This is a genomic window from Polaribacter sp. ALD11, from assembly GCF_002831685.1.
Lineage (GTDB): Bacteria > Bacteroidota > Bacteroidia > Flavobacteriales > Flavobacteriaceae > Polaribacter.
Map to the genome: position 1 here is coordinate 50,954 of NZ_CP025119.1, position 15,237 is coordinate 66,190.

Below are 15,237 nucleotides of genomic sequence, written 5' to 3' on the forward strand. Positions count from 1 at the left end.
TAGAACAAACATGAGTTTAGAAAAGTATTTTGATCAGTTTAGAAAAAATATTGTAGGTATCAATCAAAAATTTGAATCTCCTTATGGACAGCAAGATTTAATTTATACAGATTGGACTGCAAGTGGACGCTTATATCTTCCTATTGAAGAAAAAATGTTGCATAAATTTGGTCCTTTTGTAGCAAATACTCACACAGAAACATCTACTTCTGGTGCGGCAATGACATTGGCGTATCATGAAGCAAGAAAAATAATTAAACGCCATGTAAATGCAAACGATAATGATGTTTTAATTACTTCTGGTTCTGGTATGACCGGCGTTATAAATAAATTTCAGAGAATTTTAGGTTTAAAGGTTTCAGAAAGTTTAAAAAATTATACTGATATTCCTGAAGAAATGAGACCAATTGTTTTTATTTCTCATATGGAACATCACTCGAACCAAACATCTTGGTTAGAAACCATTGCAGATGTAGAAGTTGTACCTTGTAATGATGAAGGTTTGGTTTGTTTAGAGAGTTTCGAAAAATCTATAAAAAAACACGAAAACAGAAAAATTAAAATTGCTTCAATAACTTCTTGTTCTAACGTAACGGGTATTAAAACTGAATATCATAAAGTAGCTAAGTTAATTCATCGCTATAATGGTTTGTGCTTTGTAGATTTTGCATGTTGTGCGCCTTATGTAGATATCGACATGCATCCAGAAAACGAGGATGAATATTTAGATGCCGTTTTCTTTTCTCCTCATAAATTTTTAGGAGGACCGGGAACTTCTGGGGTGTTGATATTCAATAAAAAGTTATATAAAAATACAATTCCAGATAATCCTGGAGGTGGAACCGTTAGTTATACAAACCCTTGGGGACAACATGATTATTTTGATGATGTTGAAACAAGAGAAGATGGAGGTACGCCTCCTTTCTTGCAAACGATTAGAATTGCACTTTCGATTCAGTTGAAAGAGCAAATGGGGACTAAAAATATTAAAAGTAGAGAAAATGAAATTAATACAATCATTTTTAAAACCCTAGAAAACTTAGATGGCGTAAAAATATTAGCACCAGATCATAAAGAAAGATTGAGTATTTTTTCTTTCTATTTTGAAAAATATCATTTTAACTTAGTTGTAAAATTATTGAATGATAGGTTCGGAATTCAGACAAGAGGTGGCTGTTCTTGTGCAGGAACTTATGGGCATTTTTTATTGAATGTAGATCAAGAAACTTCTAACAGAATTAAAGATGAGATTTTACACGGTTGTAATACTCAAAAACCAGGTTGGGTTCGTTTATCTGTACACCCAACAATTACAAATAAAGAAGTAGAATTTGTATGTAATTCTTTAGAGGAATTATCTAAAAATATAGAAAGTTGGTCTAAAGACTATGAATATAATTCTATTAAAAATGATTATGCTCATAAAACGGTTAAACCAATTGAACACGATTTAGTAAAAGAATGGTTTACTCTGTAGTTATTGAAACTCAGCAGGAACTTTATTTCTGTGCTTAAACCTTTTATGAGACCACAAGTAAAACTCTGGTTGTTCTAGAATATTTTTTTCTGTCAATTCTGTGTACAAATCAGTAATTTGATAGTTATCAAAATCTTTTGGATTCTCAGTAATTAATTGAAATTCAGTTTTATAATAACCGCGTTTTACTTTTTTTGTTACATAATTAATTACAACTAAATCGAACTTTTTAGATAGCATTTCTGCACCTGTATGAATGGGAACTTTAATGTTAAAAAATTTTCGCCAATAATAAGTTTTGTGAATTTGTGGAGACTGATCACTTAATAATAAATACAAACCTTGTTGTTTGTTAGAAAAACGTTGTTGCATTCCCCGAACCATTTCAGAAGTTTTATAACCAATTACACCAAATTTTTGTCTAGAATCTCTAACCTTTTTTTCAAAATATTTATTATTAAGTTTTGTATAAGCTCCATAAACATCAATATCTAAAACTTTAGGCAAACTTGTAGACCATTCCCAATTTGCTTGGTGTGCACCAACTAAAGCAATGCTTTTTCCTTCTTTTGCGTATTTATTAACCAATTCTGGATTTACATACGTATATCTTTTCAAAATTTCTTTCTCAGAAATAGAAAAAGCTTTTACGCTTTCCATCATTAAATCCATTAAATGTTTAAAGAATTTTTTTCTTATTTTTAAGAGTTCTTCTTCAGGTCTTTCTGGAAAAGCAAGCCTTAGATTGTCAAGAACTACTTGCTTTCGATATCCGATGACGTAATAAATCAATAAATAGAAAAAATCTGATTTTAGATATAGAATTCTCATAGGAAGCTTAGAGAGAAGCCAAATAAAAGGGTAGGTAATCGCAAAAACAATAAACTGCATAGTAATATTTTAGTTTTGCAAATATCGTATATAAATTTAAAATGAATCGATATAATAGTAATCCGTTTTCATTATGTTTGTGATATGATAGAAAATATAGATAGAGCAGTATTGTTAATCATAATAGCCAATGTTTTGGTTTCTATGAAAGGTTTTAATGACTATGCTTTTTTAGATAAGTACAAGTTTCAAGTAGGTAAAATATTATCTGGTGAAAAAATAAGAACGCTTACTTCTGGTTTTTTGCATGTAGATTGGATGCATTTAGGATTTAACATGTACGCTTTGTATTTATTTGGAGGCATCGTTACTGGATTTTCCGGAACCTCTAATTTTTTAATTATTTATTTTCTAAGTTTATTAGGCGGTAGCTTGTATTCTCTTAAATATCATAAAGACGAACCTTATTACAGCGCTGTTGGTGCTTCGGGTGCCGTTTCTGGAATTATATATTCTTCCATATTGTTGTACCCAGACATGAGCTTGTACCTGTTTTTTATTCCAATACCTATTCCTGGTTATGTCTTCGGCGTTGGTTATTTATTATATTCTATTTACGGAATGAAAAAACAAGTTGGTAACGTTGGCCATTCTGCACATTTAGGTGGTGCAATTGGTGGTTTTGCAATTACTTTATTACTAAACCCTTCTTTGTTTACTACCAATAGATTAATGGTTATTTTATTAGCAGTTCCTATAGTATTGCTTTTGTTGTTCGGAGATAAATTAAAATCTCTTTAGAGACAAAGATCTCTTTCCATATTAAAAATGAAAAGTAAGAAAGAACAACTTGATGCTCGTGGTTTTCTTCCTCTTGAGACTGTTACAAATTTTGAAAATATTTCTTACGACAGAAAAATTGAATTACTTACAAGTAAAATTGCTACAGAAAGAACTTTAGGAGCAAGATTATTAAATGAAAATAAAACTAGCAAAACTGTTGAGCATCTTATAAATGCTTTAAAAACGGAAACCAGATTGTACTCTAAAATTGAAATTTGTAATACATTATTTCAAATGGAGAAATTCTCTTTACATCCTCTTATAAATAGTTTAGGTAAGATTGGAAATAACCAACATAAGAAAGTACCAGAGAAAGAGTTTTTAAAAAACAGTTATCCTTTGCCAAGAGATATTGCGAGCCGCACTTTAATTAGAATGAGAGGTAATGTGATGCCAGAATTACTAAACGCCTTAAAATCTAAAGATAAACGTGTTTTAAGTGAATTGATTGACACTATTGGGCATATTAATTTTAACTCTAGAAGACCACGCATTTATGAATCTCTAAAATCTTGCTATCAAAAAAATAATACTGAAGATTTAATTAAATGGAAAATTATTAGAGCTTTTAGCGGAATTGATGAAAGTGAAAACTTTTTAAATGTTTTAAGCACAGAAACTAATAATGAAAGAATAAAAAAAGAGATAAAAAGAAGTTTACGCTTAATTAAAAATAGGAATAAATAACTTTTCAACTTCAACCAGAATAAGAATAAAATAGTAGCCTCATTTAGGCTAAAATATCTTCTATAGTATTGCCACTTTTCATTAATTTAAGATAAAAAAAAAAGACTCCATAAAAATATGAAGTCTTTTGAGCGAAAGACCAGGTTCGAACTGGCGACATTCAGCTTGGAAGGCTGACGCTCTACCAACTGAGCTACTTTCGCGTGGTAAAGAGCTGCAAATATAGAATGTTTTTTAACATCTGCAAGCATTTTTTTTACAAAAAATAAACCTTTTTTTTAATAGCTTTCATTATGAAATAGTTAGCAATAAAAAAACATGCTTTTTTATCAATTTTGGAAGTGACAATTTACCTTTTTTGATTATAAAACTACGTTTTGACGTTCTTAATTAGATTTTTTTGTTCCTCAAAATTCTAAATAGCTCATTATTCGTTGTATTTTCTTGTTATTTCAAGAGATAAAATTAACTTTTTAAAAATATTTTGAACTTTATCAAAAGACAAATATTGAAGGATTAATTCAGTTTTTAGAAAAAAGGCTAAATATAAAGAACGGATTTCCTCAATTATTTGAGGTTGCTATTCAAAAAGCTATTTTAGATAAAGATTGGAAAGGCTGTTTTGTTGTTAAATACTACAACAGAATTTATTTCAAATGATGGGCGTATATTAAATGCACCTTAAAAAGGAGCAGAGAGTGGGCTAATTAAATTCTAATAAAGAAGTAAAGTCTCTTGCATTCCTTTTCTACATAGTTTTTAAAGGTATTCGAGTGGTGTTTCAAATTCATTCTAATAAAAAGGAATTAAGCAGTTCGATGAATACAGTATTGTCTTTGTTGGATTGATAAAATATTTGCTATGTTAGAGAATGTCTTAAATATTGATTGTTAGAGTTTTTGTTAATATATTCTATAGTTTTTTTAAAATAGGAAAGTAAAACATTTTTTAAAGATGTATAATTCGCTACAAATGCATACATTTGACGCTTTAAATTGTAGCTATATGAATACTTTATCAAAAAATATAAAACATTTAAGAACTCTTAAAAAATTAACTCAAGAGTCTTTAGCAAAAAAGTTATCGGTTACAAGGTCAAGAATTAGTTCTTATGAAGACAATAGATCTTCACCAACTATTGATTTTTTAATAGATTTTTCGAAACTCTTTAGCATCCCAATTGATATTATTGTTAAAAAAGACCTAACAAAAGCAAAAGATGTATCGTTTATTGAGGTTGGGAATAAAAGAATATTGTTTCCAATTACAGTAGATAATGAAAATGAAAATTTGATTGAAGTTGTTCCTGTAAAAGCTTCTGCAGGTTATTTGTTAGGATATGATGACCCTGAGTATATAGAACAATTAGAAAAAATAAAATTACCTTTTTTACCTACAGGAAAACACAGAGCTTTTCCTATAAAAGGAGATTCGATGTTGCCAATGAAAGATGGTTCTTACGTGGTTGCAGAATTTGTTGAAGATATAAAAGATGCAAAAAGTGGAGTTTCCTATATTGTGGTAACAAAAGATGATGGAATGACCTATAAAAGAGTCTATAATCAAATAGAGGACAAGCAATCTTTATTATTGAAACCAGACAATCTAAGTTATCAATCTTATGAAGTTCCTGTTTCGGAAGTATTAGAATTATGGAAATTTACATGCAGCATCAACACACAAGAATATGAAGAGCATGAGTTAAAATTAAGTAGTATTATTAATATGTTTAATGGGTTAGGAGTAGAGTTAGAGGCTTTGAAGAAATCTTTAATTTAAATACTTGAAATTTATTTTTTGTAGAATTTATCTATAATTAATAAGATTTAATTGTAACTAAATATACAATATCTAATAACTGTTTCATCTTTATAAAGGTTAGTTTCTCTTTTTTTTTAAAAGTAACTTAAATTCATTAGTTCCGAAGATTTGGCTATTATATTTATCAACTGATGAGATATAATGATAGCTATATAACATAATTCTAATGTTAATTTATGTTTTTTCAATTCGTTAGTCTTCATTTTTTTTCTCTTTTATTGGTAAATTAAGAAATAGAATAGCTGCTTTTTTAATCATAATTAGAAAATTAAGGAAATTGCTTATTGAATGTTTTTATGTTCTTAAATATATTTGGAGTGTATTATTAGCAACTTTACTATTTATTTTTTGTTAATAGTTAAAATTTATATAAAACCCCCAACCTCCAAAAAAAATATTATGAAAAAATTACAATTACTTTTTATACTAGCAGCAATCGCTTTTTCTACTAAAGCTCAAGACATAGCAATGAGTACTCAAATGAGTTATAATGATAACTTTGCTAACAATGTTTCAGACAACGAAATAATTCCTCTATTAAATGAAGCTACCTATACTTATAAATATAAAGGAGACAACGTTTTGGTTATTTTTTCAGAAGATGAACACATAGAATACTTTAATGATAAAAAATATTTTATTAAATCGAGTATAGAATGGACAGCCAGTGACGAATGCTATATGACTTTGCAAGAGTCTAACTTGCCTGATTTCCCTTTTAAAAGAGGTATTAAATTGCATATGAGAATTATTAAAGTTAAGCGTGGTTATATTCATTACGAATCTACCTTAGGTGGTAGAAGTTGGACGGGTAAAATGAAACAACTAATCTAAATTAGTTATAATGTTTTTAGATTAAGAATCAAACTTAAAATTGGCTTTTAAAAATTTTATTTTGTGAAACACTACTTTCTTTTAAAAGTTAATTAGATGAAATCTAATCTCACATTTTAAATGAAGAGAGAATCTATTAAATGATTTTTCATTGTTATCATACTCATAAATTTCTACTATAATCTATACTTGAATTTTTTTATTTCTTTGATCTTATATATCCCCCATTATGAGAAAAATTTTATTTGTTTTTAGTTTTATGCTTGTGCTATGTAATTGTTACGGACAGAGAGGTGTCGAAATCTCTATACAACAAGATGCAAGATTGTTATTCTTTGGAGATAAAAAAGGGAATGCCCCTTTAACTTTAAACCTTTTATCTAAGATTGAAGCATCTGTTTACAAGCTTAACAAAAGTCATGTTTCAACCTATCTTTCCGCAGAGTATGCAGATTTAGTAGGGAAAAATTACAAAAGATATGCTCTTGGATTAGGATATGTTTTTAAAAATGTTTACCGAAGAATTGGTGCTGGAGCGTATGTAGATTTTGGGAAAATATACAGGGAAAAAGAAGGTTTTTATAGCCATAGTATTAGTGGAGAGCTCAATTACAAGATTAGTAATAGATTAAAATTTATCTGTACACAGCAGCTTACGTATAGAAAAGATCTAAAAGTACTTTACAACTCAAAAAAAGGGTATATAATTAGTGGTTTTATTGGTTTAAAGTATCGGATATAACCCTACTATTAAGATGCTGTTATGGGTACGTATTTACAAGAATTAAGAAAACTACCTATTGAATGGTTTTTTATTCTTGCTTATATTTGTAGTAAGGAAAATTTTAAGTGCTCGTAAATAAGTCTAGTTATTAATGATGAAGCTTAAATTGTACTAATTTTAACCTTATATATTCCCCCAAATATGTTATTTAGAAAAGCTAAACTTTTGAGAAAGTTTAGCTTTTTGCTTATTTGATAAATTTGTAAAAGTTTAGAAAAAAGTATAAGAAAACTATTAGTACTATTTGGTTTAAAGAAAAAAAGTTAAGCTATTTTGACTGCCTCAATTAGTTTGTCAAAATCTGTTGCTTTATCATAAAAGGCAAAAGCACCATGTTTTAAACAGATTTGTTTTAGAGCTGTACTCATAGAGAAAACAAATACTTTAGTTTCTACTTTATTTTCAATAAGCCACTTTAATACTTCTATACCATTTCCATCGGGTAATTTTAAATCGAGTATAATTAATGTAAAGGTGGTGTCATTTAAAAAAGAAATTGCTTCCTGCAAGGACTCTGTCATACGTATATCTTTTATACCTCTAACACCCTTAGTTGCGTCAAAAATATTTTTTCCAATAAACGGGTTATCTTCTACTATTAATAAATTATTTAATGTTGATTTCAAAATTAAGTTTTTATGTCTTAAAATAAATTAACTTTCCATAGTAAATATAGGTACTTTGTAAATTTAAATAAATAAGCAATATGCTTGTTTTTAACTTTTTTAAATTTAAATTAATAATCAGTCATTGTTAGAAATCCAATGTAGTTAATCCTTTTTGAATAGCATATTTTGTCAATTCAGGAATTGTATATAAGTCTATTTTTTTCATAATATTATTTCTATGAACATCTATAGTCTTAGAACTTAAAAATAATATTTCTCCTGTTTCTTTAGAAGATTTACCTTCTGTAATTAATTGTAAAACCTCTTTTTCTCTAGAACTTAATTCAGCTTTTTCTAATGTCTCACCTTTCTTTAGTAAAGAAAGAATTTCTTGATTGATGTTTCTAGAAAGATATTTTTTGTCTTGTATTACCGTATTTATTGCAGTAATCAATTCATCGGCATCTCCGTCTTTTAGCAAGTAACCCAAAGCACCTGCTTTAAACATACCTTCTATAAACTGCTTGTTAGAATGCATCGAAAGACCTATTATTTTTATGTCTGGGTGCATTTTATGAATCTGTTTTGCTGCTTCAATACCATTTAAACCAGGCATTGCAACATCTATAATAATAACATCTGGTGTTAATTTCGAACAGATCGCTATAGCTTCTCTACCGTTGGAAGCTTCCCCAACAATATACATATTTGATTTTTGTTCTATAATATTTTTTAAACCATCTCGAAGTAATTGATGGTCGTCTGCTAATATTATTTTAATATCGTTTGTATGGGTCATTCAGCTAAAGGTACAAAAATTTTAATAGTAGTTCCTACATTTATTTTTGAAGTGATCTTAAAAATTCCTTGTATATTTCGAATGCGTTCTTGTACTGTAAATAAGCCAAAACCAGAACCAGAATGATTATGAAGGTTGTTTAAAACAGAAGTATCAAACCCAACACCATTATCAACTATAAGAATATTAATACCAAGTTTATTTTTATCAAGATCTAAAGTTATTAAGGATGCGCTTGAATATTTTATAGCATTTGTTACGACTTCTTGTATACTTCTATATAATAAAATTGATTTTAAATCATTAAGATTAATATTGTCTACATTGCTTTTTAATCGATACGCAATTTTATGAGTAGTTTCTACATCTTCAAGTAGCCAATTTAATGCTTCAATAATACCTAATTGATATAATATAGGAGGTGAAAGTTCATAGGTAATTTTACGGCTATTTTCTAAAGCATCAGAAATATGTGCTTTGATAAACTGCAAATCTTCGTCAATCATTTTTAAATCAGATCTTTTTTCTAACTCATTAATTTTCATCTTTGAGATAACCAAAGACTGGCTTAGATGATCGTGAATATTTGAAGCAATTTCTTTTTTTTGTTTTTCTTCCACCATCGTAATTTCCGTGGTTAATTTCTGAAGAGATGTTTGATATTCTTGAATTTCTTGATTTGCTAACATCCATTGTGTAATATCTCTAGCAGTTGTAACGTAATAGCTAATTTTTTTATCTTTATAAACGGGAGATGTTAAAAACTCTAACCAAATAAAATGCCCTTCTTTATGACGAACTCTAAAAGGAAAAGCTTTCATATCAATGTATCGATTAACCTCTTTTAAAGATTGAACATCATCTTTATGAACTATGCTTAGAATTTGTTTGCCTATAAACTCTGATTGCTCGTAACCCAATAGATTCTTTATAGAAGGACTAATGTATTTAAAAGTACTGTCTGGTTCTTGCAAACAAATCAAATCATTCGTGTTATTGGCTAATAAACGATACATTTCTTGAGTCTTTTCAATTTCAGCTCTTATCCTTTTTTGTTCTGTAATGTCTTGTATCGTACCTCTTAGACCTGTAACTTCTCCCGCTTTGTTTGTTACTGGGTATCCAATAGCGTTTACCCAAAGCTTTTCGTTACGTGCATCATTAAGTCTTAATTCAAGTTCATATTTTTTATTATTTGTAATAGATTCTTCAATTGCTTTTTTTAGTATTTCACCTGAACCTTCAACATAATAAGCTAAAGCTTGATCAAGAGGTGGAACCTCTCCAATCGGAATACCATGAAGTTTAAAAACCTGATTAGACCAACGTATTTTTTGTGTAGCCAAATCAAGTTCCCAAGCACCAATTTTAGCTATTTTTCCTGATTCATTTAGAAGAAATTCACTTCGTTCTACTTCGATAAGTACTTTTTTTATTTTCGACTCACTTCTTTTTAAGTTATTTTCTATTAATTTTTGATGTGTAACATCGTTCATAACAATTACCGCTCCTAATTTAATCCCTTTCGCATCAAAAAATGAAGCACCATTACAAACAACAACTCGCGGATTTTGATTAGTAGCTTTAATAATTATTTCGAGGTTTAAAATTTTTTTACCGTTAAATGCTTGTATAAGTGGAATTTCATCCGTTTTGAGTAAGGTTTTAGCATCTTCTTTATACAGCCCATAATTTTCAGCCCATTTTTCTTGAGGAATTTTCAGAATGTCTACACCGTGCCATTCTTTAGCAGCTTTATTAAACAACACTAATTTACCTTCAGCATTACATGCGACTATGCTTGCTGGCTGGTTCTCTGTCATTGTAGTTATAAACTCAGCTTGTGTTTTTAATTCATATTGAGCCTTTCGTATTTCAGTTACATCTTTTATAATGCCTAAAATAAATTTTTCTTTATTAATTTGTATTATTTCTGCTGAAACTAACCAAATTTTGGCTTCTTTTGATCTTGTAATAAAACCTGCCTCAAAATTCTCTACTTTACCAATTTTAATCAATTGATTTATAAAATCTGTACGATCATCTTGCGATTTCCATATATCTATTTGAGTTATCTTTTTACCTTTTAAATCTTCAGATGAATAACCAGATATCTTAAATGTTGCGTCATTGGTATTTATAATCTCATAATTACTAAACTTTATAAGTAATATTGAATTAGGGCTGTTCTTAAAAATTTTAAAGAATTTTTCTTCACTTTCTTTTAACTCAATTTCAGCTCTTTTCCTATCAGTAATATCCAGAAGAACACCTATTATTTTAATTGGATTCCCTTGTTTGTCTTTTATTAATTCTGCTTTTGAGTGAACTATTCTAGATTTACCTTCATTATTTGTAATAATTTCATATTCGATATCATATTCTTTTCCTTTTTCAATTAAATTAGTTAGAGCCTTATTTACAAATTTTCTTTCTGTAATACAGGTATTTACAAAGTCTCTTGTAAAATAATTGATTTTAGTGTCAAATCCAAAAATGCGTAATGTTTCGTCAGAACCCCATACCATCTCTGTCTGAATATTATATTCCCAATTTCCTACTTTACCTAGTTGTTGTGCTTTAACATAGCGCTGTTCGTTTTCTTTAAGTAAAAACTCTGCTTTTTTTATATCTGTTATGTCATCAAATGTGGCAAATACTTGGTAGGCTTTGTTTTCGCCATCTTTAAATTGAGGAATTGCATCAATTTTTATCCATCTACACTTATTATTAGAGGTATGTATAATTCCCATCACTTTATTTAAAATCGGTTTCCCTGTTTTTAAAGCCAAGATACTAGGGTGTGTATTACTTGAATAGGTAGAACCATCTTCGTGAATAGATTTCCAAGTTAGGTCTAAGGATGTTTTGCCATGTATTTGGTCTAGATAAAGCCCTATTTTTTTTTTAGCTGCAGGATTCGCATCGGTTATTTGCCCTTTATTATTTTGATAGGTAACACCAAGGTTCATATTCTCATACAATAATTGAAACTTCTTTTCTTGTTCTTTAATTGCTTTTTCTGCTTGTTTTTTCTCTGTAATATCGTGCATTATCCCTACAACTGAAATTAAATTACCAGCATCATTTTTATTTTCACTCACGTATAAATCGCACCATATTTCCCTTCCGTTTTTATGAAGGTATTTTCTCTGATGACTGTAATGGTTTATTTTACCCGATAGAACCTGCTGGTAAAGAGAAGCATCTTTTTCGTCAGGGTGCAGTATCATGCTAGTTTTCTTCCCTATAGCTTCTTCATAGCTATAGCCAAATAAATTCTGCCATGTTTTGTTTACAAATAAATATGTACCTTCTACATTAACTTCTGCTATTGCAACGCTGGGACCATTAAGGATTGTTTGATATCTTATCAATGTTTCCTTTAATTGGTTATGTATTTTTAAAAATCCGTTTGCCAGTTCAGAAATTTCGTCTCTCCCTTCAAATAAAGGTTTATTTAGCTGTCCTGGGTTTTCAAATCCTTTGACAATATTTACAATTCGCTGTAGAAAGACAAAATTAAAAATCAACCACAAAATGAAACTAAAAACGATATACAGTCCAAATTTTATTCCTGATTTCGACCAAATTTCTTGTTGTAGTTCTTGTAATTCTTCTGTTAAATCTTTGGTTATAATCAGTTGGCCTGTTAAATCGGGTAAGAAATTACCCTCTGTTGTACCAACAAATACCTGATTGTATGAATACAGAATACGATCAGACTCATGATAATCTATTTTTAGGCCATAATCCTTAAGTTGAGGTATAGAGATGCCCGGAAAAACACTATCGGAAACCTGTAAAATACTCTTTCCTTCAAGTCGAAAATCATTGGCTGCAATAATTTTTTGATTTTCATCGACCAACAAAACGTGTGTTATATTTTTAAAGCCACTAATATGATTTATAATGTCGTGTGCTTCATTGGTGTTTTTATTTCGTATCGAATTTTCAACCTGCATACTTAGCAACAAGCCTGTTTCTCTAATTTGCTCTGTAGTTCTTCTAATTGTTTGTGAGGTGAGGCTATGCTTGCTACTATAAAAATCTGCGAGTAATAAAATAAGGTTTAATAAAAGAATTCCAATAGGAATACTATACCGTAAAGGAAAATTTTTAATTTTTAACATCTATATTTTTTATGATACTAGTATCAATTAATTTCGTGACATTATGGTTTGTCTCAATTAATTTATAATCAACCATTTTTTTATTTACTTTTGAAAGTGTTTTAAAATAACTTGCTTTCGGATTTTTAATTGACCTCTTATTATCATTTAAATTTAAAATTGTAACCCCATTTAGTGCTTTTATAAATTCTTCAGATGATATGTTTTGTCTTGCCGTAAATTCGGGTTTATATTTCTCAGGGTCTTTACGATAAACTTCTAGTACTTCAAAAAAACCCTTACATAATACTTCAAACTGTTCTCTTTTTTTAGATATTATCATCGGTGTTGAAATTAAAACATCTGAAATTTCAAAAGGAATTTCTTTGCTATTACATAATTCTACTGCACCTTGTTTCTTAATTTTTGTGGCAAATGGTTCGTAGGTAATCACTGCATCAAAAAGTCCGTTATCATAAGCTTGTGGTTGGTTGGCAATATCTACTGGTACATGTGTAATCTCATTAGGAGACAAACCATATAATTCTAAAAAACGAAACATTAGAAATATGCCCAGGGGACTTGCTTCGGCACCCAATCTTTTCCCTTTTAACCCTTTCATAGATGTTATTTCAGGCTTTGCTAGAAGAATGTCTCCTCCAGACGAATAATCGATAACCATTAAAATACGGTCTTTCAAATTATTATCATTCATTTTTAAAAAAATATGGTCAGTACCAATTAACGCGTCTAACAAGCCTGTTTCATAAGCCCTAAGTAACTCTGATGGTGTTTGGTAATCGATAAGCTGAATATTCATGTCTTTATAATACCCTAAATTTTCTGCTAAATGAAAAAACTCGTTGGGAGGCCAAAGTAACATGCCTACTCTTAAAGGTTCAGGTGTCTTGTTTTTACAGGATAAAAATAAAATTATAATTAAAAGGGGAATAATTTTTTTCATTCTAATATTTTACTGGCTTCAGTTATACTATAGTTTATTTTACCCTTCATTTTTACTAATAAAAATATGAAGTAAAAGATATGAAGCTAACAATATAATTCCTATTAGCAACTATAAATAATGTAAGTCTAAGGTGTTTTTATTACTTTTGAATAATTCGAGTTCTTATTATAAATGGGGTGTTTTTTTTACATCAATTTGAAAAACATGGTATTAGGTTAAAATTTAATCTATGAAATATATTTGATATTTTTTAAAGATAAAAAAAAATGCTACGTATTATACTAATATAGGTTGCTCTTTTTAGGAATAAAAATTTTGACTATAAATTTTTAAATAATCAGTTCAGGTCAATTTACGTTATTTCTGCAATATGATTTGTATTTGATTTCAAATGACCTTAAGCAGATTTTCTTAAACTTAAGCTAAAATGAGTTCTTAAATTATTGATTGTTTTGTCATTTATTGAGTATTAATAGTATTTTTAATACAACCTTTAAGTCCATGTTTATATTTTAAAGTTCTGTTAATTTTTCTACAATAGTATTTTTTTATCAATCATATTGATGTGCCGTTACTTTTGGTGTATTTGATTTCTCTATTTGAATGGTAGATCAATTTTTCATTAAGGCATTTTCTATTTTTAAAAGCTACAGCGAGTGCTTCTTTGCAAAGCGATGTTATTATATTATTATGAAATTTATAAGTCATAATTTGTTTAGAATAAGTATCTATTACATTACCTCTTATCAGTTTTAATGTATTTTATATTACTTAGCCAGAGCTGTTCTTTACGAGTATTAACTTGGTCTTTAATCAGGTTTTATACTTTCTAAATTGATGATTTGAGTTTGTTTTTACGTAATTTTTAATCGTTAGGAACGAGCAAATTATGAAACTTTAAAAAGTATAAAATTTGTATCTGCCTATTTCGATTATTTATTATATAGGGGTGTTTTTGAGCGTGTTATGAAGCTTAACTCCATTATTTCTCATGCCCACTTGTTTGCTGTATTTTTGTACTATTAGGATGAGTTTTTCATTATTTATTTGTTTGTTGTGTTTGGCTCTAAATCTTTATAAAAGACTTGTTTACTAATCTAAAAAGATTAATAGAGTCATTTTCTTTTAAAATGTTTTTCTTTTTTAGTTATATCTTGTCTGCTAATATTTTAGGCAACGACTTTTTTGCTAAGTCGATTCCAATAATGATTTCCAAGTCGGCAATAATATCTTACAGAAAATACGATACAAACTTCATTTTTTCAATATGTTACTTTGGTTTTTTAATTTCTCATAAATTTACACATATCAGTATTTTGTTAGACTAACATAATGTGTTTTTTATCCAATAATCAATTGTAGTTCTGGTAACACTATATTTTTTAGAAGTATGATTCGTAGAGATTTATCCATTTTGAATTTGGTTAACGACGAATGAGTTGCTTTTTGGTCAGTTTTATATATATTCATAATT

11 protein-coding genes and 1 tRNA gene are annotated in these 15,237 nt (G+C 28.6%); 6 read left to right on the plus strand and 6 right to left on the minus strand.

The annotated features are described in order from the left end of the window. Positions 1-10 precede the first annotated feature (10 nt). Positions 11-1,477 (plus strand): aminotransferase class V-fold PLP-dependent enzyme, encoded by a 1,467-nt coding sequence (locus CW731_RS00205; RefSeq protein WP_100944814.1) that lies wholly within the window; start codon positions 11-13, stop codon positions 1,475-1,477. Here the strand turns inward: CW731_RS00205 and CW731_RS00210 are convergent, their stop codons facing one another. Next, positions 1,478-2,368 carry a lysophospholipid acyltransferase family protein gene (locus tag CW731_RS00210; RefSeq protein WP_100944815.1) on the minus strand — a complete coding sequence of 297 codons (891 nt, stop codon included), beginning with the start codon at positions 2,366-2,368 and terminating at the stop codon, positions 1,478-1,480. Positions 2,369-2,452: 84 nt separating this feature from the next. Here CW731_RS00210 and CW731_RS00215 point away from each other — a divergent pair, with 84 nt between their 5' ends. Together CW731_RS00215 and CW731_RS00220 are read left to right on the plus strand one after the other, a co-directional pair. Next, on the plus strand, positions 2,453-3,109 hold the full coding sequence (locus tag CW731_RS00215; RefSeq protein ID WP_100944816.1) for a rhomboid family intramembrane serine protease: 657 nt from the start codon (positions 2,453-2,455) through the stop codon (positions 3,107-3,109). A gap of 27 nt (positions 3,110-3,136) precedes the next feature. Next, a complete protein-coding gene (locus CW731_RS00220) occupies positions 3,137-3,838 on the plus strand; it encodes a hypothetical protein (RefSeq protein WP_100944817.1) in 702 nt (233 codons plus the stop codon). Between the two features lie 130 nt (positions 3,839-3,968). Here CW731_RS00220 and CW731_RS00225 read toward each other — a convergent pair. Beyond that, positions 3,969-4,041: transfer RNA gene (locus CW731_RS00225), tRNA-Gly, on the minus strand. Positions 4,042-4,843: 802 nt separating this feature from the next. Between CW731_RS00225 and CW731_RS00230 the strand changes: the two genes are divergently transcribed. The 3 genes from CW731_RS00230 (at position 4,844) to CW731_RS00240 (ending at position 7,235) form a co-directional block, all read left to right on the plus strand. Further along, positions 4,844-5,617, plus strand: a complete 774-nt coding sequence (locus CW731_RS00230; protein ID WP_100947579.1) for a LexA family transcriptional regulator — start codon at positions 4,844-4,846, stop codon at positions 5,615-5,617. A gap of 441 nt (positions 5,618-6,058) precedes the next feature. Beyond that, positions 6,059-6,493 carry a hypothetical protein gene (locus tag CW731_RS00235; protein WP_100944818.1) on the plus strand — a complete coding sequence of 145 codons (435 nt, stop codon included), beginning with the start codon at positions 6,059-6,061 and terminating at the stop codon, positions 6,491-6,493. Between the two features lie 229 nt (positions 6,494-6,722). Further along, on the plus strand, positions 6,723-7,235 hold the full coding sequence (locus CW731_RS00240; protein ID WP_100944819.1) for a hypothetical protein: 513 nt from the start codon (positions 6,723-6,725) through the stop codon (positions 7,233-7,235). 305 nt (positions 7,236-7,540) lie between these two features. Here CW731_RS00240 and CW731_RS00245 read toward each other — a convergent pair whose 3' ends face one another. From CW731_RS00245 to CW731_RS00260, 4 genes are all read right to left on the minus strand, one after another. Continuing rightward, positions 7,541-7,903 carry a response regulator gene (locus tag CW731_RS00245; protein WP_157812157.1) on the minus strand — a complete coding sequence of 121 codons (363 nt, stop codon included), beginning with the start codon at positions 7,901-7,903 and terminating at the stop codon, positions 7,541-7,543. A gap of 127 nt (positions 7,904-8,030) precedes the next feature. Beyond that, a complete protein-coding gene (locus CW731_RS00250) occupies positions 8,031-8,684 on the minus strand; it encodes a response regulator transcription factor (RefSeq protein ID WP_100944821.1) in 654 nt (217 codons plus the stop codon). Beyond that, positions 8,681-12,817, minus strand: coding sequence for a PAS domain S-box protein (locus tag CW731_RS00255; protein ID WP_100944822.1), 4,137 nt, complete (start codon positions 12,815-12,817; stop codon positions 8,681-8,683). Before CW731_RS00255 ends, CW731_RS00250 begins: the two co-directional genes overlap by 4 nt. Next, positions 12,804-13,760 (minus strand): ABC transporter substrate-binding protein, encoded by a 957-nt coding sequence (locus tag CW731_RS00260; RefSeq protein ID WP_100944823.1) that lies wholly within the window; start codon positions 13,758-13,760, stop codon positions 12,804-12,806. The genes CW731_RS00255 and CW731_RS00260 overlap by 14 nt, the downstream gene beginning before the upstream one ends. Positions 13,761-15,237 lie beyond the last annotated feature (1,477 nt).